The 20,228-nt window shown below is 72.2% G+C and carries 23 protein-coding genes; 13 read left to right on the top strand and 10 right to left on the bottom strand.

Features of this window, described 5'->3' with window-relative positions; all coding sequences use genetic code 11:
• Positions 1 to 17 precede the first annotated feature (17 nt).
• Together AC57BS_RS23750 and AC57BS_RS23745 are read right to left on the bottom strand one after the other, a co-directional pair.
• Positions 18 to 2,597: an ABC transporter permease gene (locus tag AC57BS_RS23750; protein ID WP_496413908.1), complete on the bottom strand. Its 2,580-nt coding sequence runs from the start codon at positions 2,595 to 2,597 to the stop codon at positions 18 to 20.
• On the bottom strand, positions 2,597 to 3,376 hold the full coding sequence (locus AC57BS_RS23745; protein WP_496413907.1) for an ABC transporter ATP-binding protein: 780 nt from the start codon (positions 3,374 to 3,376) through the stop codon (positions 2,597 to 2,599). The genes AC57BS_RS23750 and AC57BS_RS23745 overlap by 1 nt, the downstream gene beginning before the upstream one ends.
• Before the next feature lie 128 nt (positions 3,377 to 3,504).
• On the opposite strand from AC57BS_RS23745, the gene AC57BS_RS23740 reads away from it, so the two are divergent.
• Complete coding sequence (locus AC57BS_RS23740) at positions 3,505 to 4,107, top strand: LysE/ArgO family amino acid transporter (protein WP_496413906.1); 603 nt, start codon at positions 3,505 to 3,507, stop codon at positions 4,105 to 4,107.
• Between the two features lie 34 nt (positions 4,108 to 4,141).
• On the opposite strand, the gene AC57BS_RS23735 is transcribed toward AC57BS_RS23740, so the two are convergent.
• The gene (locus tag AC57BS_RS23735) at positions 4,142 to 4,318 is read right to left on the bottom strand and encodes a hypothetical protein (protein WP_496413905.1); all 177 of its coding nucleotides are present in this window, start codon (positions 4,316 to 4,318) and stop codon (positions 4,142 to 4,144) included.
• 27 nt (positions 4,319 to 4,345) lie between these two features.
• Between AC57BS_RS23735 and AC57BS_RS23730 the strand changes: the two genes are divergently transcribed.
• Entirely contained in the window at positions 4,346 to 4,978 is a 633-nt protein-coding gene (locus AC57BS_RS23730) for a hypothetical protein (RefSeq protein ID WP_496413904.1), read from the top strand.
• Here the strand turns inward: AC57BS_RS23730 and AC57BS_RS23725 are convergent.
• Positions 4,968 to 5,924 carry a helix-turn-helix transcriptional regulator gene (locus AC57BS_RS23725; protein WP_496413903.1) on the bottom strand — a complete coding sequence of 319 codons (957 nt, stop codon included), beginning with the start codon at positions 5,922 to 5,924 and terminating at the stop codon, positions 4,968 to 4,970. The genes AC57BS_RS23730 and AC57BS_RS23725 overlap by 11 nt on opposite strands.
• Positions 5,925 to 6,019: 95 nt before the next feature.
• On the opposite strand from AC57BS_RS23725, the gene AC57BS_RS23720 reads away from it, so the two are divergent.
• Positions 6,020 to 6,703 carry an alpha/beta fold hydrolase gene (locus tag AC57BS_RS23720; RefSeq protein ID WP_496413902.1) on the top strand — a complete coding sequence of 228 codons (684 nt, stop codon included), beginning with the start codon at positions 6,020 to 6,022 and terminating at the stop codon, positions 6,701 to 6,703.
• A gap of 13 nt (positions 6,704 to 6,716) precedes the next feature.
• Here the strand turns inward: AC57BS_RS23720 and AC57BS_RS23715 are convergent, their stop codons facing one another.
• Positions 6,717 to 7,700, bottom strand: a complete 984-nt coding sequence (locus AC57BS_RS23715; RefSeq protein WP_496413901.1) for a serine/threonine-protein kinase — start codon at positions 7,698 to 7,700, stop codon at positions 6,717 to 6,719.
• Between the two features lie 171 nt (positions 7,701 to 7,871).
• Here AC57BS_RS23715 and AC57BS_RS23710 point away from each other — a divergent pair, with 171 nt between their 5' ends.
• The 5 genes from AC57BS_RS23710 to AC57BS_RS23690 are packed head-to-tail and all read left to right on the top strand — an operon-like array spanning position 7,872 to position 12,924.
• Positions 7,872 to 8,237, top strand: coding sequence for an ArsR/SmtB family transcription factor (locus tag AC57BS_RS23710; RefSeq protein ID WP_496413900.1), 366 nt, complete (start codon positions 7,872 to 7,874; stop codon positions 8,235 to 8,237).
• A gap of 4 nt (positions 8,238 to 8,241) precedes the next feature.
• Positions 8,242 to 8,730, top strand: coding sequence for an SRPBCC family protein (locus AC57BS_RS23705; protein WP_496413899.1), 489 nt, complete (start codon positions 8,242 to 8,244; stop codon positions 8,728 to 8,730).
• Positions 8,731 to 8,784: 54 nt separating this feature from the next.
• On the top strand, positions 8,785 to 9,348 hold the full coding sequence (locus tag AC57BS_RS23700; RefSeq protein WP_496413898.1) for a dihydrofolate reductase family protein: 564 nt from the start codon (positions 8,785 to 8,787) through the stop codon (positions 9,346 to 9,348).
• A 38-nt stretch (positions 9,349 to 9,386) separates the two neighbouring features.
• Entirely contained in the window at positions 9,387 to 11,231 is a 1,845-nt protein-coding gene (locus AC57BS_RS23695; protein WP_496413897.1) for a Na+/H+ antiporter, read from the top strand.
• A gap of 31 nt (positions 11,232 to 11,262) precedes the next feature.
• Positions 11,263 to 12,924: an NAD(P)/FAD-dependent oxidoreductase gene (locus AC57BS_RS23690; protein ID WP_496413896.1), complete on the top strand. Its 1,662-nt coding sequence runs from the start codon at positions 11,263 to 11,265 to the stop codon at positions 12,922 to 12,924.
• Positions 12,925 to 12,929: 5 nt separating this feature from the next.
• Here the strand turns inward: AC57BS_RS23690 and AC57BS_RS23685 are convergent, their stop codons facing one another.
• Positions 12,930 to 13,307, bottom strand: coding sequence for a DUF1304 domain-containing protein (locus AC57BS_RS23685; protein WP_496413895.1), 378 nt, complete (start codon positions 13,305 to 13,307; stop codon positions 12,930 to 12,932).
• Positions 13,308 to 13,413: 106 nt separating this feature from the next.
• Between AC57BS_RS23685 and AC57BS_RS23680 the strand changes: the two genes are divergently transcribed.
• Both AC57BS_RS23680 and AC57BS_RS23675 read left to right on the top strand, forming a co-directional pair.
• On the top strand, positions 13,414 to 13,629 hold the full coding sequence (locus tag AC57BS_RS23680) for a hypothetical protein (protein WP_496413894.1): 216 nt from the start codon (positions 13,414 to 13,416) through the stop codon (positions 13,627 to 13,629).
• Between the two features lie 77 nt (positions 13,630 to 13,706).
• Positions 13,707 to 14,024, top strand: coding sequence for a hypothetical protein (locus AC57BS_RS23675; RefSeq protein WP_496413893.1), 318 nt, complete (start codon positions 13,707 to 13,709; stop codon positions 14,022 to 14,024).
• A gap of 13 nt (positions 14,025 to 14,037) precedes the next feature.
• Here AC57BS_RS23675 and AC57BS_RS23670 read toward each other — a convergent pair whose 3' ends face one another.
• On the bottom strand, positions 14,038 to 14,274 hold the full coding sequence (locus AC57BS_RS23670; protein WP_496413892.1) for a DUF1059 domain-containing protein: 237 nt from the start codon (positions 14,272 to 14,274) through the stop codon (positions 14,038 to 14,040).
• 64 nt (positions 14,275 to 14,338) lie between these two features.
• A complete protein-coding gene (locus AC57BS_RS23665) occupies positions 14,339 to 15,199 on the bottom strand; it encodes a sigma-70 family RNA polymerase sigma factor (RefSeq protein ID WP_496413891.1) in 861 nt (286 codons plus the stop codon).
• An 88-nt stretch (positions 15,200 to 15,287) separates the two neighbouring features.
• Here AC57BS_RS23665 and AC57BS_RS23660 point away from each other — a divergent pair, with 88 nt between their 5' ends.
• Positions 15,288 to 16,415, top strand: a complete 1,128-nt coding sequence (locus AC57BS_RS23660; RefSeq protein ID WP_496413890.1) for an alpha/beta hydrolase family protein — start codon at positions 15,288 to 15,290, stop codon at positions 16,413 to 16,415.
• Between the two features lie 2 nt (positions 16,416 to 16,417).
• A complete protein-coding gene (locus AC57BS_RS23655; RefSeq protein ID WP_496413889.1) occupies positions 16,418 to 17,281 on the top strand; it encodes a phosphatase PAP2 family protein in 864 nt (287 codons plus the stop codon).
• A gap of 3 nt (positions 17,282 to 17,284) precedes the next feature.
• Here the strand turns inward: AC57BS_RS23655 and AC57BS_RS23650 are convergent, their stop codons facing one another.
• Positions 17,285 to 18,823, bottom strand: a complete 1,539-nt coding sequence (locus AC57BS_RS23650) for an alanine/glycine:cation symporter family protein (RefSeq protein WP_496413888.1) — start codon at positions 18,821 to 18,823, stop codon at positions 17,285 to 17,287.
• A gap of 60 nt (positions 18,824 to 18,883) precedes the next feature.
• Positions 18,884 to 19,507, bottom strand: coding sequence for a DinB family protein (locus AC57BS_RS23645; protein WP_496413887.1), 624 nt, complete (start codon positions 19,505 to 19,507; stop codon positions 18,884 to 18,886).
• A 119-nt stretch (positions 19,508 to 19,626) separates the two neighbouring features.
• On the opposite strand from AC57BS_RS23645, the gene AC57BS_RS23640 reads away from it, so the two are divergent.
• Complete coding sequence (locus AC57BS_RS23640; RefSeq protein WP_496413886.1) at positions 19,627 to 20,076, top strand: MOSC domain-containing protein; 450 nt, start codon at positions 19,627 to 19,629, stop codon at positions 20,074 to 20,076.
• Positions 20,077 to 20,228: the final 152 nt, after the last annotated feature.

The raw sequence follows: 20,228 nt of genomic DNA, 5'->3' as shown, positions 1-20,228 counted from the left end.
TGCGATCGGCGCCGCGGTCACTCCGTGGCGATGGCGTCCAGCACCTTCATCCGGGAGGCGCGGATCGCCGGGACGATCGCGGCCAGCACGCCGAAGACCACGGCGACCAGGAGGAACATCACCAGGCTCGTCAGCGGGATCGCCAGTGCGGTGAGGTCGTCCCTGAGGGAGCGCTGCAGCAGCACCCCGATGACCAGGCCGAGGGCCAGCCCGAGGACCGCACCCATGACCGAGATCGTCACCGACTCGAGCGTCACCATCCGGCGCAGGCGGCGCCGCGACAGCCCGACCGCACGGAGCAGGCCGATCTCCCGGGTGCGCTCGATGACGCTGAGGCTGAGGGTGTTGACGATGCCGATGATCGCGATGACGATCGACAACGCCAGCAGGCCGTAGACCATGTAGAGCAGCTGGTTGATCTGCCCCTTGAGGCTGTCGGCGAACTCCTGCTTGTCCTGCACGGCGACGATCGGGAAGTCCGCGACGAGCGACTTGAGCTCCTTGCCCACAGCAGCCTTGTCGGCCCCGTCGGCGACGTTGATCGACAGCGAGATGTCGGACCGCTTGATCTCGCCCTTCTTGAGGACGCTGAACGGGACGTTGATGGCGCCCGCGACCTCGTTGTCCTCGGAGATGCCGCTGACGGTCACGTCGACGTCGTTGTCGCCGGGGAAGCGGATGGTGAGCTCGTCTCCGACCCCCACGTCGTACTTGTCGGCAGTGGACTCGTTGATCAGGGTCTGGTCACCGGTGAAGGTGGGCGACCCGTCGACCATCGGCAGGTCGTAGATCTCGGAGAACGCGGCGTCGGTGCCGAAGATGAACGACGGCTCGATGTCGTCCTCGACCAGGCCGAGGTAGCCCTGCTGCTGGGAGACCACCTCGACGCCGTCGACCTGGGACATCTGGCGGGCGATGGCGGGGTTGAACGCCGCGAAGACCGGTGACTGCACGAGGAAGTCGGCGGTGAACTGGTCGTCGACGACGTCGTCGAGGGTGGCGCTCATCGAGGCCGCCAGGACGCCGACTGCCGAGACCAGGGTGAGGCCGATCATCAGCGCGGACGCGGTCGCGCCGGTGCGGCGCGGGTTGCGGATGGCGTTGTCGCCGGCGAGCCGGCCGGTGGTGCCGAAGACCCGGGTGAAGAGCGCCCGGCACGCCACCAGGACCGGGCGACCGAGCACGGCAGAGATCGCGGCGACCGTCAGGACCCAGATCACGGCGCCGACACCGATCCAGACAGCGTCGTTGCCGGGTGCGCCGACCACGCCCGCGATGGCGATGCCGGCGCCGATCACCAGCAGCACGGCCCCGATCAGGGTGCGGCGACGCAGGCTGCCATCGGTGTTGGCGGTGTCCTCGCGCATCGCCGCGACGGGCGCCACCTTGGAGGCACGTCGCGCCGGCAGGTAGGCCGACACCAGCGTGACCACGATGCCGACGGCGTAGGCGGCCGCGACGGTCGTGGGGCTCAGGTTGAGCACGTCGGAGTTGATCTCGAGGCCGAAGCTGCCGAACAGGGAGGCCAGGCCACGGGCCAGCCCGAGCCCGACGAACAGGCCCAGGGTGCTGCCGATGACGGCCATCATCGTGGCCTCCACCAGCACCGAGCGGCGTACCTGCTTGCGACTGGCGCCCAGGGCACGCAGCAGGGCGAGCTCGCGGACGCGCTGCGCGACGAGGATGGAGAAGGTGTTGGCGATGATGAAGCCGCCGACGATCACCGCGATGACGGCGAAGACGCCGAGGAAGATCGAGATGAAGCCGAGGAACTCGCCGACGGCGTTCTGCTGCTGGTCGACGAGCTCGTCACCGGTGACCGCCTCGTAGCCGTCGGGGAGGACGGTGTCGGCCGCGTCGACCAGCTCCTGCTGGGAGACACCCTCGGCCGCGGTCAGCGCGACCTTGGTGAAGACGTCCTGCCCGTCGAGGAACATCGCCTGCGCGCCGGAGGTGCTGAAGGTGACCAGGGTCGAACCCGCCGTGCCGCCCCCACCGGAGAAGCCGGCCAGGCCGACGAGCCGGAGGGTCGTGGTGGGTGGCTGCTCGTCGGCGTCGGAGCCGAAGCCGACGGCCCCCGGCGGGAAGACCGTGACGTCGTCACCGACCTCGTAGCCCGCCCGGTCGGCCGCGGACGGGTCGAGCGCGATCTCGTTGTCGGCCTCGGGCCAGCGTCCCTCGGTGAGCTCCATGATGGGGTCGCCGAGGAGGTTGGGGGTGTCGGTCTGGTTGAAGGAGATCGTGGGTGCGCCGCCTCCGCCGACGAGGTTGCCGTCGGTGTCGGCGATGTAGAGCGCCTGGCTGTCGACGGTGCCGTCGGCCTGGGCGACCTCGGGGAGCGCGGCGAGCTCGTCCACCTCCTCGGGAGTGATGGTGAGGGTGTCTCCCGCACCGATTTGCTGCCAGGAGTTGGAGCCGGCCGGCTGCGCCTGCGCGTCGGCGTTGGTGCCCTCGATGATCCCGTCGAACGTCTTGCCCAGGCCGCTGCTGAAGGTGAGCACGCCGGCGAGGAAGCCGATGCCGAGCACGATCGCGAGCGCGCTCATCAGGAGCCGGACCTTGCGGGCCAGCAGGTTGCGCCAGGTGAGGCGGAACATCAGCCGGCCGCCTTGGCCGTGGCGAGGTCCTGCAGGCCGGCCATCTTCGCGAGGATCGCGTCGCGGTCGGGGTCGCGCAGCTCGTCGACGATCTTGCCGTCGGCGAGGAAGAGGATCCGGTCGGTGTAGGAGGCCGCGACCGGGTCGTGGGTGACCATGACGATGGTCTGGCCGAACTCGCCGACCGAGCGACGCAGGAAGCCGAGGACCTCCGCCGAGCTGGTCGAGTCGAGGTTGCCGGTGGGCTCGTCGGCGAAGACGATCGAGGGCTGGGACACCAGGGCCCGCGCACACGCCACCCGCTGCTGCTGGCCACCGGACATCTCGCTGGGGCGGTGGCTGAGCCGGTCGCGCAGGCCGACGGCGTCGATCACCGCGTCGAACCACGCCTGGTCGACCTTGCGGCCGGCGAGGTCGAGCGGGAGCAGGATGTTCTCCCGGGCGGTCAGGGTCGGGATCAGGTTGAACGCCTGGAAGACGAAGCCGACCTTCTCGCGTCGCAGGGTGGTCAGCGCCTTGTCCTTGAGCCCGGCCAGGCCGGTGCCGTCGACCACCGCGTCGCCCGAGGTCGGGGTGTCGAGGGCCGCCAGGCAGTGCATCAGCGTCGACTTGCCGGAGCCCGAGGGCCCCATGATCGCGGTGAACTCGCCCTTCATCAGGTCGACCGTGACGCCGTCGAGGGCGCGGACCTCGGCCTCCTCGGACCCGTAGGTCTTGACCAGGTCATGCGCACTCGCCGCGACGCCGCGCGTCGCCTCCCCCGTGGGTCGCTCACTCATGCCCGCAAGTCTGGCAGGGGGCGCGAACATGCGGCCATGGGATAAGACCCCCAGCCGACCCTGACACCTGTCAGGGGTGGCTCGGGGTCCAGACCAGTCGCCGACCGGCCCCGCCCTAGATTGTCGGCGTGGGAGACGTCGTCGCCGGGCTGCTGACCGGCCTGTCCCTGATCGTGGCGATCGGGGCGCAGAACGCCTTCGTGCTGCGGCAGGGCCTCCGGCGCAGCCACGTCGGCCTTGTGGTCGCGATCTGCGCGCTCTCCGACGCCGTCCTGATCGTCGCCGGCGTCGCGGGCATCGGCGTGGTCGTGGACCGGGCGCCGTGGGCGGTCGAGGTCGTCCGCTGGCTCGGCGTCGCGTTCCTGACGGCGTACGGAGTCGGCTCGCTGCGGCGGGCCCGTACGCCCCAGGTGCTGGCGGTCGGCGACGGCGCCGTCGAGTCCCGCGGCGGGGTCGTGGCCCGCGCGGTGGCGCTGACCTGGCTCAACCCGCACGTCTACCTCGACACCGTCCTGCTGCTCGGCTCGATCGCCGGCACCCACGGCCCGACGGGTCGCTGGTGGTTCGCGCTCGGCGCCTGCGTCGCGAGCGTCGGGTGGTTCGCCGGCCTGGCGTACGGCGCCCGGCTGGCCGCGCCGCGGCTGGCCAACCCCCGCGCCTGGCAGGTCCTCGACGTGCTCATCGGGCTCGTGATGCTGGCGATCGCCGTACGCCTCGCGCTCGGCGCCTGACTCCCAGCCGGGGTGGCAGGTGGGACAGGCGAGGTCAGGCGTCGTCGCCCTCCGCCTCGCGGGCGACGGCCTCGTCGTGGCGCTGGTGCAGCCGCTCGCGGATCTCGCCGGCGTCGTAGTGGCGGCGTGCGCGCTCGTCGCGGGCGACCGCGGCACCCGTGGCGACACCGGCCAGGACGCCGGCCAGGCCGAGCCACTTCCACGCACGCATGTCCCAACCCTAGGGCAGACTGCGCGCATGGCATCGGCGCTGACCCTCGACCAGGCGGTCGACCTCACCCGCAGCGGCGACATCTGGCTGTTCCGCGGGCGCCGGGCCCCGGACCGGGCCATCCGGGCCGTCACCAACTCGCCGGTCAACCACGTCGGGATGGCGGTCGTCGTCGACGACCTGCCGCCGCTGATCTTCCACGCCGAGCTCGGCAAGAAGCAGCTCGACATGTGGACCGGGGCGCACCACCGCGGCGTCCAGCTGCACGACCTCCGCGACGCGGTCGCCCGGTGGCAGGGCGAGTACGACCAGGACGCGTGGTTCCGCCAGCTCGACCCGGAGATCGGCCGCGACGAGGAGGACGGCATGCTGCGCGCCGTCGCCCGGCTCGACGGCGTCTCCTTCCCCAGCCTCACCCGGCTGGGCGCCCGCTGGCTGCGCGGCCGCGACGCCTACGTGCCGCACCGCAAGCGCGGCCGGAAGGTCACGCCGGAGGCGGCGTTCTGCGCCGAGATCGTTGCGACCTGCTACATCGAGATGGGCATCCTGCGCGACGACCGCCGGGCGACCTGGTACGACCCGGGCAAGTTCTGGAGCGGTGACTACCTGCCGATCTCGCCCGGCTGGACGCTGGGCAAGGAGGTCGCGGTCAGCCGCTGACCGCGCGCGCCAGCCGCTCGGCCACCTCGCGTACGGCCGCCCGGAGCTCCGGACCGCCCACCACCGTGAACGGGATCGGCACGTGCGCGAGCCACTCCCCGGCGTACGCCTCCGCGTTGTTGGTGCTGCCGACGAGCTCGCACCGGCCGTCGGGCAGGGCGCGCAGGTCGCCGAGCGTGGGGCGGATCCACGGCCGGACCTCGTCGATCGGGGCGTCGAAGACCACGTGGGTGTCGTGCTCCCACCCCTTGCCGAGGTTGGCCTCGAGCTCCTTGGCGGGGTCGAGGTCGGCCGGCACCTCGAAGCCGTCCTCGAGCTGGACGACCTCGGTGACGCGGTCGATGCGGAAGGTGCGGAGCGCGTCGGCGTGGTGCGAGCGGCACAGCAGGTACCACCGGCCGTAGCGCACCACCACCGACCACGGGTCCACCTCGAACGTGCGGTTGTTGCCCGCGGCCGTCCGGTAGCCGATGCGCACCTGCCGCTGCGCGGCGACCGCGGCGACGAGGTCGGTGGTCACGCCGGGGTCGGGCTTGACCGACGCCCGTTCGGGGACCGTGCGCGCGGTCTCGCGCAGGGCGACCGCCTGCCGCGCGACGTTGGTCGGCAGCACCCGGAGGATCTTGCCGAGGGCAGAGCCGACCGGGTCGTCGGTGTCCGCGACGGCGTGCTGGGAGTCGAGCGCGGCCATCACCAGGCCGAGTGCCTCGGTCGCGGAGAAGACGAGCGGCGGCAACCGCAGGCCGCGACCCAGCGTGTAGCCGCCGTAGGGACCGCGGGTGGACTCCACCGGGATGTCGGCCTCGCGCAGGATCGCGACGTAGCGCCTGGCCGCGCGCTCGGTGACGCCGAGCCGCTGCGCCAGCTCGGTGGCGGTGATCCCGGGCCAGGTCTGGAGGACGTCCAGGGCCCGCAGGGCACGCGCGGTCGGGCTGATCTCGCTCATGGGTCGATGGTGGCACCGATTCCGGACGCGGAACGTCCGGAATGGGTCCTAGCGTGGGGTTCGAGGGTCGATCAACCGAGGATCAAGGAGAACCCATGGACATCGTGCTCATCGCCGGACTCTGGCTCGACGGCTCCGCGTGGGACGACGTGCTCCCCGAGCTGGAGAGGCTCGGCCACCGCGGCGTCCCGGTGACGCTGCCCGGGCAGGGCGACGGCGCGACCACGGCGACGTACGACGACCAGGCGGGCGCCGTGCTGGCAGCGGTCGACGCCGCCGATGGTCGGCCGCTCGTGGTCGGCCACTCGGCCGCCTCGACGCTGGCGTGGGTCGCGGCCGACCGGCGCCCCGACGCCGTGACGGGCGTGGTGCTGATCGGCGGCTTCCCCACCACGGACGGCGGCTCGTACGCCGACTTCTTCGAGACCGACGGCGACGCCGTCGCCTTCCCCGGCTGGGAACCGTTCGCCGGTCCCGACTCCGACGACATGTCGCCCGAGCTCAAGGCCGAGGTGGCCGCGGGGGCGCACCCGGTGCCGGTGGGCGTCACCAAGGGCACGGTCCGCTGGACCGACGAGCGCCGCCACGGCGTACCGCTGACGCTGGTCTGCCCGGAGTTCACCCCCGCCCAGGCGCAGGAGTGGATCGACGCGGGTGACGTGCCCGAGCTCGCCGACGCGACGGCGCTCGAGCTCGTCGACCTCGACTCCGGCCACTGGCCGATGTTCACCCAGCCCGCCGCGCTCGCGGCGCTGCTGGACGAGGCCACCCGCAGGTAGGCCCGGGGAGCCCTCAGTCGAGGAGCTCCTCCGGGCCGGCGGCCATCGTCGGGATCTCGACCGGCGCGCGGTCCGGGGGCTTCACGGCCTCCAGCGGCGTCGACGGGGTCAGCGGGGTGACCGGGAGCACGACGTAGCCACTCGACGCCCCGGAAGCCCCGGACGCGGCGTCGACGTCGACGTCGGCGAGCTCGGGCGGCGCCATGCCGAGCATCACCGCGACGGCGATGGCGCTGTCCGGGCGGTCGGCGGGGTCCTTCTGCAGCAGCGACGCCACGACCGCACGCAGGTCCTCCGGCACGTCGTCGCCCAGGGGCGGCGGCGGCTCGTTGACGTGGCACAGCGCCGTGGCGATCGGGGTGCCGCGGTCGAAGGGGCGCTTGCCGGTGAGCATCTCGTGCGCGACGACGCCGAGCGCGTAGAGGTCGCTGGCGCCCGTCGCGGTCTGCCCGATGGCCTGCTCGGGGCTGATGTAGTTGGGGGTGCCGAGCATCTCGCCGACACGGGTGTGTCCGATCGTGTCGATGGCGCGGGCGATGCCGAAGTCGGTGAGCTTCACCAGCCCGTCCTCGCGGACGAGGATGTTGGCCGGCTTGACGTCGCGGTGCACCACGCCCGCCTCGTGGGCCGTACCGAGCGCGAGGGCCGCCTGGCCGAGGATCGAGCGCACCGGCTCGGGAGCCATCGCGCCCTGCCCGCGGATGACCGCGGAGAGCGGTAGTCCCTCGACGAGCTCCATCACCAGGTAGGTCCGGTGGTCGTCCTCGCCGAAGTCGAAGACGGTGGTGATGTTGGAGTGCATCAGGGCGGCCGAGTGCTGTGCCTCGTCGCGGAACCGCTCGAGGAAGATCTCCTCGTTGTCCGGGTCGGCGCGCATGACCTTGACCGCGACGTCGCGCTTGAGCACGTCGTCGATCCCGCGCCAGACGTCAGCCATGCCGCCGGAGGCGATGCGCTCCTGCAGGATGTAGCGATCCCCGAGACGGAGTCCTTCCACGAGCCTGTCCATCGGGCCGTGCCCCACTTCCTTCGGGTACCAGCGCGCAGACCGCGCCAGCGTCGGATGCTACGTCCTCCCGTGACCCGATCCCGCCTTTTCATGCGCGAAGGTCATCCCTCCGGGTGAAACCCTTGACAACGTACAACCATTTGGTTGTACGTTACTTCCATGACCGAACAGGACGAGGACCGGGCAGACGCCTGGTTCCACGCGCTCTCCGACCGCACGCGCCGCGACATCCTGCGCCGCGTGCTGGCCGGGGAGCACTCCGTCTCGGCCCTGGCGCGCAGCTACGACATGAGCTTCGCCGCCGTCCAGAAGCACGTCGCCGTGCTCGAGCGCGCGGGCCTGCTGACCAAGCGTCGGCAGGGTCGCGAGGCCCTGGCCAGCGGCGACGTGGAGGCCGTGCGGTCCGTGGGCGCGATGCTCACCGACCTCGAGGCGCTCTGGCGCGGCCGCATCTCCCGGATGGACGAGCTCTTCGCCGCCGAGCAGCAGCAGCAGCACGACCCCACCACTCACGGAACGGACTGAACCCATGCCTGTCACCGACGTCCAGCACGACCTCGACGCCCTCACCCTCACCATCACCGCCGACTTCGCCGCGCCCGTCGAGCGCGTGTGGCAGGTGTACGCCGACCCGCGGCAGCTCGAGCGCGTGTGGGGTCCCCCGACCTACCCGGCCACGGTCGTCGACCACGACCTCACCCCCGGCGGCCGGGTGAACTACTTCATGACCAGCCCCGAGGGCGAGAAGTACTACGGCTACTGGGACGTCACCAGCGTCTCGGAGCCCACGTCCTTCACCTTCCGCGACGGCTTCGCCCTCGACGAGACCTTCGCGCCCAACCCGGCGCTGCCGGAGGCCTCCAACGCGTACGAGCTCGCCGGCACCGACAGCGGCACCCGGGCGACCTTCGTGGCGACGTACGCGAGTGCCGAGGCGCTGCAGAAGGTGCTCGACATGGGCGCCGTCGAGGGCTCCACCCTCGCCATCAACCAGATCGACGAGCTGCTCGCGTCCTGACGCGAGCCCACCTCGCCCACCACCCACCCACCCCGTCTCCCGGAGGAGAAGCCCATGCGCCCCATCGTCGTCACCGAGTTCATCACCCTCGACGGCATCGTCGACTCCCCCGGCGGCGGGGACCACCCGCACGCCGGGTGGACCTTCAAGGACGTCCCGTTCGACGAGGCGGCCTACGACATCAAGGGCCGTGAGACCGAGCAGGCCTCTGCACTCCTCTTCGGGCGGCAGTCCTACGACGAGTTCGCGCCGCACTGGCCGTCGATGGAGGAGTTCGCGACCTACAACGCGATGCCGCGCTACGTCGTGTCGACGACGCTGCCCGGCGACACCGCCCCCTGGGGCGACGGCGAGGTCGGCGTGCTGCGCTCCCTCGACGCGGTCGCGGAGCTCAAGGAGACCGAGGGCGGCGAGATCCACGTCCACGGCAGCGCCACCCTCGCCCAGGGCCTGGCCCGCGCGGGCCTGGTCGACCGCTACCACCTGCTCGTCTTCCCGCTGCTGCTCGGCAGCGGCAAGAAGCTCTTCGCCGAGGGCGACAAGACCGCGCTCGCGCTGACCGAGCACGCGGCGTACGGCAACGGGATCACGCTCCAGGTCTACGACGTCGTGCACTGACGCCCACCCCCCGCCGGGGGCTGCGCGATGATCTGGCCGTGGAGATCGCCCTGCTGCTCGTCTCGATGGCGGCCGTCGTCCTGGCCGCGACCGCCGTCAGCGAACGCCTGCGCGTGCCCGCCCCGCTGCTGCTGGTGGTCGTCGGCGGCGCGGCGTCGTACCTCCCGGGGCTGCCGACGATCCACCTCGAGTCCGAGGTGGTCCTGCTCGGGCTCCTGCCGCCGCTGCTGTACGCGGCGGCGATCCAGACCTCGCTGGTCGACTTCAACGCCAACCGCGGATCGATCCTCCGGCTCTCCGTGCTCCTAGTCGTCGTCACCGCGCTGGCCGTCGGCGCGGTCGTGCAGTGGCTGGTCCCCGGCCTCGGCTGGGCGGCCGCCATCGCGATCGGCGCCGTCGTCGCCCCGCCCGACGCGGTCGCCGCGACCGCCGTCGCCAGGCGCATCGGGCTGCCACGGCGGGTGGTCACGATCCTGGAGGGCGAGTCCCTCCTCAACGACGCCACCGCCCTCGTCACGCTCCGCACCGCGATCGCCTTCCTGGCGGGCAGCCTCACGATCGCCGAGGTCGGCCTCGACTTCGTACGCGCGGCCGGCGGCGGCGCGCTCGTCGGCTTCGCGGCATTCTGGGTCGTCGCCCGACTGCGCCGACGCATCACCGACCCGCTGATGGACACCGGCATCTCGTTCCTCACCCCGTTCGCGGCCTACGTCGCCGCGGAGGAGTTCCACGCGTCGGGCGTGATCTCGGTGGTCGTCGCCGGCCTGCTGCTCGGCCACAAGGCCCCGATCATCCAGACCGCACAGTCGCGGATCACCGAGCGGATCACCTGGGGCACCGTCGCCTTCCTCCTGGAGAACACGGTGTTCCTGCTCATCGGCCTCCAGCTCGACTGGATCCTCGAGGACGTCACCGAGTCGACGCTCTCGGCGGCCCGCATCACGCTCGTCTGCGCGGCCACGCTCCTCACCGTGGTGGCGGTGCGGCTCGGCTGGATGTTCGCGACGCTGGCCTTCCGGCGGATGGGCGAGAACCCGCTCCCCGCCTCCTGGGCCTTCCTCGTCGGCTGGGCCGGGATGCGCGGCGTGGTCACGCTCGCGGCGGCCTTCGTGATCCCCGAGGACACCCCGCACCGCGAGGTGCTGCTCCTCGTCGCCTTCACGGTCGTGGCCGGCACGCTCCTCGGCCAGGGACTCACGCTCCCGCTCCTCACCCGCACCCTCGGCGTACCGTCCCCGGACCCCGCCGAGGACGCGCTGTCCCGCGCGGCCCTCCTCCAGCAGGCGGCCGACGCCGGCTTCCGGCGTCTCGACGAGCTCGAGTACGACGACCACCACGGCGTCGTCGACCAGATCCGGGGCCGGCTCGACCAGCGCTCGTTCGCGGCGTGGGAGCAGCTGGCCACCACGACGGGCGAGGAGACGCCGTCGGAGCTCTACGCCCGGATCCGCGGCGAGATGATCGACGCCGAGCGCGCCCAGGTGTTGCTCGTCCGCAGCGAGGGCCGGGTCGCCTCCGACGTCGTACGCCAGGTGCTGGGGATGCTCGACATCGAGGAGTCGATGCTCGACTTCGGCAGCGCGGCACGCGAGGGCGTACGCAACGGGTCGCTCGCCTTCACCGCCGGCCATCTCTGTGACGACCTCGAGGCGCATCCCGCGGTCGAGACCGCCGCCGACGCCGCCTGCGCGACCTGCGTCGCCGACGGCACCCGGTGGGTCTCGCTGCGCCAGTGCCTGACCTGCGGGCACGTCGCGTGCTGCGACTCGTCGGTCGGCCGGCACGCCACCGCGCACTTCCACGCGACCCTCCACCCCGTGGTGGAGTCCGCGGAGCCGGACGAGTCGTGGCGCTGGTGCTACGTCCACAACCTGACGGGCTGACCGCCCTCCGACGCCGCACTACGCTTCTGGCATGGGTGCGCCCGCGATCGTCATCGCCTCCGCCAACCACCAGACCGAGCTGTCCGAGGCCTTCGCGCGCTACGAGCGGGAGTACGACGTCAGGCTGGTCTCCGACGAGGGACCGGCCAAGGCAGCCGCCAAGGAGCTGATGACCGGCGGCCACCAGGTCGCGCTCTTCGTCATCGACAGCGACCACGACCAGGACAAGCTCTACGCCCTGATCGGTGGCACCCGCCAGGTCGTCCCGACCGCGCGGCGACTGATCGTCACCCACGTCAGCCGGTTCCGTGAGGACAACCAGACCTTCCGCCACGCGGTCGCTGCCGGCAAGGTCGACGCGCTGCTGCTGATGCCCCAGGGGCCGCGCGACGAGGAGTTCCACCTCGCGGTCGGCGAGCTGCTCAACGAGTGGAACGCGACCGTGGCGGCCCCGGTGGTCGAGAACGTCCGCATCATCACCCCCGAGAAGGACAGGCTCACCCGCGACCTGCTCGACTACCTCGCCCGCGTGGGGATGCCGGCCGGCGTGCACCACCCGGACAGCGAGGTCGGCCGCGAGGTCCTGGCGAGCTGCCCCGAGGACGAGGGTCGCTGGCCGGTCGTGTCGTCGCTGGTCGGATGGTGCGGCCACTGCCCCGACGTACGCTCCCTCGCCAACCGGCTCTACGGCCGCCCCGACGAGATCGACGTCGACGAGGTGGTCGACCTCGTCGTGGTGGGGGCGGGCCCGGCGGGGCTGGCCGCCAGCGTGTACGCCTCGAGCGAGGGCCTCTCGACGGTCTGCCTCGAGGCGGAGGCGATCGGCGGGCAGGCCGGGACGAGCTCGATGATCCGCAACTACCTCGGCTTCCCGCGCGGCATCTCGGGCATGCGACTGGCGCAGCGCGCTCGCGGCCAGGCGCTGCGCTTCGGCACGCGCTTCTTCACCGGTTGGCCGGCCACCGGGATCTCCCCGTGCCACGACGGCGGCCACCACGTGGTGCACACCGAGGGCGGTGACGTCCACGCCCGCTCGGTGCTCGTGTCCTCCGGGGTCGACTACCGCCGCCTCGGTGTCGACTCGCTCGAGGAGCTCGTCGGTCGCGGCGTCTACTACGGCGCCGCGATGGCGGCCGCACGCGAGCTCGAGGGTGACCACGTCGTGGTCGTCGGCGGCGGCAACTCCGCCGGCCAGGCGGCGATCCACGCCGCCCGCTTCGCCGCCTCGGTCACCGTCGTCGTACGCCGGCCCGACCTCGCCGCCACCATGTCGTCGTACCTCATCGACGAGATCGAGTGGAACCCGCGCATCACCGTGCGCGGGCGCACGCGCGTGGTGGACGGTGGGCCCGACGACGTCGGCCAGCTGGCGTGGCTCGACCTCGAGGACGTGGACACGGGAGCGCAGGAGCGGGTCGAGGCGCGCGGGCTCTTCCTGCTGCTGGGGGCGTCTCCGGAGTGCGACTGGCTGCCCGACACCGTGCTGCGCGACGACCGAGGCTTCGTCCTCACCGGACGCGACATCCCGTCGGAGCGCTGGGTCGACGACGTGCCGCCCGAGGACCTGGCCACCACGGCGCCGGGGATCTTCGCCGCCGGCGACATCCGCGCGGGCTCGATGAAGCGGGTCGCCTCCGCGACCGGCGAGGGCGCGTCCGTCGTGTCGTCGGTGCACGCCTGGCTGGGTCAGTAGTCCGCTCAGAGCTCGAGCAGCAGGAAGAGCACCGCCAGCGCGGGGAGCGTGCCTTGGGTGAGCGCCGCGCGCACCATCGACCGGTCGTGGGCGACGAGCACGATCGCGGCGGCGAGCATCGATCCGGTGCCGGCCAGGGCCAGGGCGGAGCCGACCCAGTGCTCGGTCTTGAGCAGGGCCACGCCGACGAGCGCGATGATCGCGAGGAACAGGTTGTAGAAGCCCTGGTTGTAGGCCATGGGCTTCAGCACCTCGGCGTCCGCCTCGGAGACGCCGAAGGTCCGGCGGGTCGACGGGTGGGTCCAGCGGAACGACTCCAGGACCCAGATGTACACGTGCAGCAGGGCCGCCAGCACCGTGAATCCCACCGTGAAGATCGTCATGACCGCACCCTAGGGCCGCCTACCCCTGGGAGGGTGGCACGACGAGCGCTGCGGCGACACAGTGGGACGAACGGCTACCCCGCCGCGAGGATCGAGGGAGGTCCCCATGGGACGACTGATCGGCATTCTGCTCGTGGTCTGGCTCGTCATCGGCGCGTTCGCCGCCTTCCAGCGCGGCTACTTCGAGGACGCGGAGACCAACTGCTCCGAGGCCAGCGACATCGCGCTCAACATCGTCGCGGGCCCGCTCAACTACGCAGGCCTCAACCCCAAGGTGAAGTGCACCGACGTCGACGTCGACACGCCCGAGCCGAGCAAGTAGCCGCCGGCCTGCCGGAGCCGTCCGCGAGCCCGGTACGCGCGGACGACCGGCACCCGGCCGCTCGCTAGGGTCGGATCGTGCCCGACCTCTCCCGCGTCCCCACCGCTCCCCTGCTCGCCACCGGCCTCGTCGGTGGCTTCGCGCTCGCCCAGCAGACCGGCGTACGCCCTCTCGGCGGGGTCGCGATGCTCGGCGCCAACGCGCTCGCCGCGCGCCAGTGGTACGCCGTGGGCGGCGCGCCGCTGGCCGCCGGCCTGACGGCGGCGTACTGGACCGCGATGGGTGTCTCGCACCCGCTCGCCCGGAAGGTCGGCACCTGGCCGTCCGTCCTCGGCGTCACCGCCGCCGCGTCCGGCGCCGCCTGGCTGCTCGCCGACCGCCGCGCCCGTCGCTGACCGTCGCGGCGGGTCAGCCCTCCGGCAGGTCGGCGAAGGCCTGCTTCATCTCGCGGTACCAGCCGAGCGACTTCTTCGGGTGCCGCCAGCGGCTCTTCATCTCGTCGCGGGCGGGCTGGTGGGCGGCGTCGCCGTCCTTCTCGGCCTGCTTGAGGTGCTGGTCCTGGGCGTTGATGACGTCGTCGTGGGTCTCGCCGCGGTGCGCGAGGTCGCAGGGGCCGCCGAGCTGGCGGCAGGTCATGGTCTTCATGGGTTCTCCTCCGTGGGCTTCTGGTGGTTCGACGATGCTGGGACTGCAGGTGTGACCGCGGCGCTCACCGCGGCGACGCGCCGTCGCGGCGTACGACCCGCTCGAGGACGCCGGGGTCGGCGCGGAAGGTGATCGCCGCGACCCGGCCGTCCTCGACGGTGAAGTCGAAGACGACGGCCGCACGACCGCGGTGGAACCAGGCCGACGCCGGGCGGTCTCCGACGAAGACCGCCAAGGCCGCCTGGGCGCTGCCGTTGAAGAACGCCGCGACCTCGCCACGACCCTCGATCGAGGCGGGCGTGCCGGCGAGGATCGCGGCCTCGTCGGCGCCGACGACGGCGTCGGGCGCGAGCAGCTGGAGCAACCGGTCGAAGTCCCCTCCGCGCGCGGCGGACATGAAGGCGTCCACCACCTCCCAGTCGGCGAGGGCGTCCTCGACGACGGGCTGGGCGACCTTGGCACGGGCGCGCGAGGCGAGCTTGCGGGCGGCCGCGGGAGTGGTGTCGAGGACGGCGGCGATCGTCGAGAACTCGAAGCCGAAGCTGTCGTGCAGGACGAACGCGACCCGCTCGCGCGGCGACAGCCGGTCGATCACGGCCTGGAGCGCGACACCCACCGTGTCCGCGAGGGCGACATCGTCGGCGGGGTCGCCGGGCGGTTGCGCCCACACCTCGGCCGAGTCGTCGAGGTCGTCCATCGGGAGGGGCGTACGCGCCCGCAACCGGTCGAGGCAGAGCCGGGTGGTGACCGTCGTCAGCCACGCAGGCAGGTTCTCGATGTCGGTGCCGTCGCGCGCGGTGGCCCGGTCGAGCCGGAGCCACGCCTGCTGCACGACGTCCTCGGCCTCGGCATGGTCGGCCAGCACCCGGCCGGCCAGTGCCAGCAGGCGCGGCCGCTCGGCCTCGAAGGCCTTCACCTGGTCCATCACTCCACCCTTCGTCGATCGCATCATTCCAACCCGATGACGAGCCGGCGGCCCGATGTGTGACCAGCCCTCCCGCACACTGGAGCGCATGGACGCCCCCCGGCTCCGAGCCCGCAGGCCCCTCGGGGCCCCGACCGCGCTGCTCGTCGCGGTGCTGGTGCTGCTCGCCGGGTGCACGAGCGAGCAGTCGACGCCAGGCAGCCCGGACGAGGCGCCGAGTGCGACCAGCGCACCCGAGCCCACCGAGGAGCCGACGGACGAGCCCACCGAAGAGCCCACCGAGGAGCCGACCGAGGAGTCCACCGAGAAGCCTCAGCCGGTCGACCCGATCTCGATGGCCGCCCTGGCCCGGGCAGACCTGACCGGGGGCGACCTCCGGCTGGGGGCGGTGCGCGAGCGGACGGCGGCGTACACCTCGTACGACGTCACCTTCGCCTCGACGACCGCGGGCAGGCGCACGCGGCCGCTGCGGATCAGCGGGGTGCTCAACGTGCCGACCGGGCGGGGCCCGTTCCCCGCGGTGGTCCTGGCCCACGGCTACATCGACCCGGCCGTCTACGTCCGCGGGCAGGGCATGACGCGCGAGCGGGGGTTCCTGGCGCAGCGCGGCTACGTCGCCCTGCACGTCGACTACCGCAACCACGCGGAGTCCACCGACGACCCGCGGGTGGAGACCGCCGTACGGCTCGGCTACGCCGCGGACACGATCGCCGCGCTGCACGCCCTGCGCGAGTCCCGCGAGGTCCGGGTTGATCCCGACCGCATCGCCCTCTTCGGCCGGTCGATGGGTGGCGGCGTGATGATGAAGGCGCTGGCCGCCGAGCCCGGCCTGTTCGCCGCCGGTGTCGGCTGGGCGTCCGTGTCGAGCCTCGAGGCCGACAACTTCGCGCAGTTCCAGCGTCCCGACGCCCCCCTGGCGGAGCTGAAGGCCGGCTTCCGTGGTCTGCACGGCCTGCCGGCCGAGGACCCCGGGTTCTGGCGCGGCGTCTCGCCACGGCCGCTCTTCGGCGAGATCACCGAGCCGGTGCTGATGGTGCACGGCAGGTTCGACGACACCTGCCCGCCGGCGTGGGCGCGGGCCACCCAGCAGGCCATGACCCGTGCCGGCGTGGACGCCACGCTCGAGTGGTACGACGACGCGCACGCCTTCGGCCCGGCGTTCGTCGCCGCGATGGACCGGACCGTCCGGTTCCTCGACGCACGGATGCCCGCCTGATCGTGGGTCGCGACGAGTGGCGCCGGTGGCGGAGCACGGCCGCGTGTGCCGGAGTCGGACTGCTGAGCGCGACCGCGCTCGTCTGGCTGGCGGACCGCAGCCAGCACACCGAGCTGGGCCAGGCGCTCGACCAGGCCGGGATGGACATCGTCGCCGGCGACGAGGTGGCGACGCGGCGGCTCGTCGGCGTCCTCGGCAACGTCTCACTCGGCTCGATCGCCGTGGCCGTGACGCTGCTCGTGGGCCTGGCGCTGCTGCGCCAGCTGTACGCCGCGGCGGCGGCGGCCGGTGCGCTGGTCCTCGGCGCCAACGTGACCACCCAGGCCGTGAAGGCACTGTCCGAGCGCTCCGACTTCGGCTACCTCACCGTCACCAGCTTCCCCAGCGGGCACTCCACGGTCGTGGTCTCGCTGGTGTTCGCCGCGCTGCTCGTCGTGCCCGGACAGGCGCGGACCACGGTGTCGCTGGTCGGTTCGGCCGCGGTGACGGTGACCGCCGCTGCGACCCTCGTGGCCAGCTGGCACCGGCCCGCCGACATCCTCGGCGCCATCCTGGTCTGCCTGGTCTGGGGCACTGCGGTCCTGACGACCTGGAGCCTCCTGAGGGGCGGCATGCCCGGCACCACACCGGGTCGCGAGCACCGCATCTTCGCCGTGACCGGCGTGGGCCTCGCCGTGGCAGGCCTGCTCGCGGTCGGCGTACGGCCCGACACCGGCTGGTCGGGCTTCCTCGACGCCGGGGTGGTGCTGGGCGGGCTCGCCCTCCTCACCGCCCTGGCCGTGACCACCTTCGCCCAGCTGTCCGCGCCGATGGCGGCCGGCCTGCCCGTGACACCCACGGGAACCGGCCGCCACGACGGCGGTTGACGGTCAGGTCGTGGCGCGCTCCTCGACCGGGACCTCCTTGATGGCGCCCGTACGCCGCCCCTCGCGGAACGACCGCAGCTCCTCGCGCACCTTGGGGAGCAGGATGTAGCAGGCGAGCAGGTTGACGATCGCGCAGACGAAGAGCATCGAGTCGGCGAAGGTGAGGACCGAGGTGAAGGTGATGACGCTGCCGATGACGGTGAAGCTGCAGAACACGATCTTGAAGATCGCCTCGCTGCGCTTCGAGCGGCCGAAGAGCTCGGTCCAGGCCTTCATCGTGTAGTAGGACCAGGTGATCAGCGTCGAGAAGGCGAACAGCGCCACCGCGATCGCGAGGATCACCGGGAACTGTGGCAGGAACGTCTCGAAGGCCCGCGAGGTGACGACGACCCCGTCCGGCGTCGGGCCGCCGCCGGCGACGACCTCGCGCTGCTCGGCGTAGTAGGCCGAGTCGGCGATCACGATCGTCAGCGCCGTCATGGTGCAGATGACCACCGTGTCGATGAAGGGCTCGAGGAGTGCGACGAAGCCCTCGCTGACCGGGTGCTTGGTCTTGACGGCCGAGTGGGCGATCGGCGCCGAGCCGACGCCGGCCTCGTTGGAGAAGGCCGCGCGCTGGAAGCCGATGATGAGCACGCCCACCGCACCGCCGGCGACACCCTCGGGGTTGAAGGCGCCCGAGATGATCTCGCCGAGGGCTGCCGGGATGTTGGGGATGTTGCCCAGGATCACCAGCAGGCAGGTGCCGAGGTATAGGAGCGCCATGGCCGGCACGAGCTTCGAGGTGACCTGCGCGATGGAGGTGATGCCGCCGATGATGACCGCGCCGACGAGGAACGCCAGCACGAGCCCGAAGATCAGCGCCGAGCCGGACGACCCGAGGAACCCGTCCTCGCCGCCGGTGACCTCGCGGGCCTGGGCGAAGGTCTGGTTGGCCTGGAACATGTTGCCGCCGACGGCCCCGAAGAAGAACAGCGCGACGGCGAAGACGACCGTGAGCGAGCGGGACACCCCGCTGCCGAAGCGCTCGAACGCGATGGGGAGGTAGCGGAACGGGCCGCCGGTGACGCTGCCGTCCTCGTGGACCTCGCGGTACTTCACGCCGAGGGTGCACTCGACGAACTTGGTGCACATGCCGAACAGGCCGGCGATGATCATCCAGAACGTCGCTCCGGGACCGCCGAGCGTCACCGCCGCGCCGACGCCGGCGATGTTGCCGAGGCCGACCGTGCCGGACACCGCCGACGACAGGGCCTGGAAGTGCGTGACCTCACCGGGGTCGCTGGCGCGGGAGAACTTGCCGCGGACCAGGTCCCACGAGGTGCGCCACGAGGTGAACTGGATGCCCTTGAAGTAGATGGTGAAGACCACGGCCGCCACCACGAGCCACAGCACGATCAGGGGAAAGGTGACCCCGCCGAGCGTCGGCGCGTAGAAGATGACCGACGCCACGGCGTCGGCGATCGGGTCGAAGGCCGAGTTGATCGCGTCCTCGATCGACGCGAGCCACTCCCACTCGCCCGGAGTCGCTTCTGCCGCCACAGTTGCCGCCTCGGATTCCATCCGCCGAATGGAACCAGTGATCGGCCCCGACCTCAACCCCTAGGGGTGAGAAGGATCCGGATCGGACGGCGGGGCGAACCGGTCGGCCACCTGCCTCAGGCGGGCGACGTACGCCGGCCAGTCGACGTCGGGCAGGTTCGGGGCGGCGACCGTGAGGCCCGCGGCGCCGTCGATGCCCTCGCGGAGGATGTCGGCGTGGCCGGCGTGCCGGGTCGTGTCGGCGATGACGTGGACGATGATCCGGTGGAGGGAGACCCTGCTCCGCTCCTCGGGCCACCACGGCACCGCGCCGACGGCGTCGAGCGGCAGGTCCGCGATGGTCGCGTCGGCGAACGCGGCCACCTCGCGGTGGAAGTCGACGACCTCCGCGGCGGACACCTCGGCGGGGACCCACCAGTCGGACTGCGGGTCGGCGTCGTAGTCCTCGTCCGTCACCACCAGCGGGTGGTCGGGCTCGGGCCACTCCCGGCCGAAGGTGGGTCCGAAGTAGCCGATCTCCACGTTGGCGACGTGCTTGACGATGCCGAGCAGGTTGGTGCCCGTCGGCGTACGGGGCAGGCGCAGGTCGCGCTCGCCCACTCCGTCGAGCTTCCAGAGCAACGCGTCGCGCGACTCCCGCAGGTAGTGCCGGAGGGCTGCCTTGGGGTCCAGGAGGTCGGTCACGGCTCGATCATGCCCGCGGACCCTGATCTGGAGTCACCGGATATCCGGTGACCGCCTTGCTTACAGGTACGGATCTCGACCTGGAAGCACGAAACTCGGGTGCGAAGTACGGTCTCCGCGTGAGCCCCCGTGTCCACTCGATCCACCTCGCCCCGGGACGCCGCCTGCCCACGAAGTCGGTGCCGTCGGTCGAGGCCGAGGCAGGCACTGGCCTGGTCGGCGACCGCTACCACGGCAGCAGGCACCGGCACGTGACGGTGCAGGCGCTCGACGACCTCGCCGTCGCGGCCGAGGTGCTGGGTCGGCCCGTCGACCCGGGGCTGACCCGCCGCAACGTCACCCTGACCAGCGGGCCGATCCCGACGAGGCCGGGCGAGCGGATGCGCATCGCGGACGTCGAGCTGGAGGTCGTACGCATCGCCGCGCCGTGCCGGCTGCTCGACGACTGGCTCGGCCCCAGCGCGATGCAGGCGCTGCGCTCGCCCCGCGGCGGGACGGTCTTCCGGCTGCTGACGTCGGGCACCATCAGCGTCGGCGACGAGGCCGAGGCACAGCCCAGAACGTCATGACGATCGGCTGCCCGGGCCGCCGCCTGCCATGACGTCCGGGCAGGGCGTCGACGCCCGTTCCGTGCCGGTGCCGGATCGGTAGCCGGACGCACGTCGGCCCGGACCCCGTGAGGGCGTCCGGGCCGACGTGGCGTGCCGTGAGGCGTACGGGG

The organism is Nocardioides sp. BGA-UO-ETr-FS32, assembly GCF_059567905.1.
Note: the sequence above shows the minus strand (reverse complement) of the source record. Positions and strands in the feature narration are given on the sequence as shown.

Coding starts and splice junctions, on each gene's coding strand:
- AC57BS_RS23750 (WP_496413908.1), bottom strand. CDS start 2,597: ATGTTCCGCCTCACCTGGCGCAACCTGCTGGCCCGCAAGGTCCGGCTC.
- AC57BS_RS23745 (WP_496413907.1), bottom strand. CDS start 3,376: ATGAGTGAGCGACCCACGGGGGAGGCGACGCGCGGCGTCGCGGCGAGT.
- AC57BS_RS23735 (WP_496413905.1), bottom strand. CDS start 4,318: ATGCGTGCGTGGAAGTGGCTCGGCCTGGCCGGCGTCCTGGCCGGTGTC.
- AC57BS_RS23730 (WP_496413904.1), top strand. CDS start 4,346: ATGGCATCGGCGCTGACCCTCGACCAGGCGGTCGACCTCACCCGCAGC.
- AC57BS_RS23725 (WP_496413903.1), bottom strand. CDS start 5,924: ATGAGCGAGATCAGCCCGACCGCGCGTGCCCTGCGGGCCCTGGACGTC.
- AC57BS_RS23720 (WP_496413902.1), top strand. CDS start 6,020: ATGGACATCGTGCTCATCGCCGGACTCTGGCTCGACGGCTCCGCGTGG.
- AC57BS_RS23710 (WP_496413900.1), top strand. CDS start 7,872: ATGACCGAACAGGACGAGGACCGGGCAGACGCCTGGTTCCACGCGCTC.
- AC57BS_RS23705 (WP_496413899.1), top strand. CDS start 8,242: ATGCCTGTCACCGACGTCCAGCACGACCTCGACGCCCTCACCCTCACC.
- AC57BS_RS23700 (WP_496413898.1), top strand. CDS start 8,785: ATGCGCCCCATCGTCGTCACCGAGTTCATCACCCTCGACGGCATCGTC.
- AC57BS_RS23690 (WP_496413896.1), top strand. CDS start 11,263: ATGGGTGCGCCCGCGATCGTCATCGCCTCCGCCAACCACCAGACCGAG.
- AC57BS_RS23685 (WP_496413895.1), bottom strand. CDS start 13,307: ATGACGATCTTCACGGTGGGATTCACGGTGCTGGCGGCCCTGCTGCAC.
- AC57BS_RS23680 (WP_496413894.1), top strand. CDS start 13,414: ATGGGACGACTGATCGGCATTCTGCTCGTGGTCTGGCTCGTCATCGGC.
- AC57BS_RS23670 (WP_496413892.1), bottom strand. CDS start 14,274: ATGAAGACCATGACCTGCCGCCAGCTCGGCGGCCCCTGCGACCTCGCG.
- AC57BS_RS23665 (WP_496413891.1), bottom strand. CDS start 15,199: ATGGACCAGGTGAAGGCCTTCGAGGCCGAGCGGCCGCGCCTGCTGGCA.
- AC57BS_RS23660 (WP_496413890.1), top strand. CDS start 15,288: ATGGACGCCCCCCGGCTCCGAGCCCGCAGGCCCCTCGGGGCCCCGACC.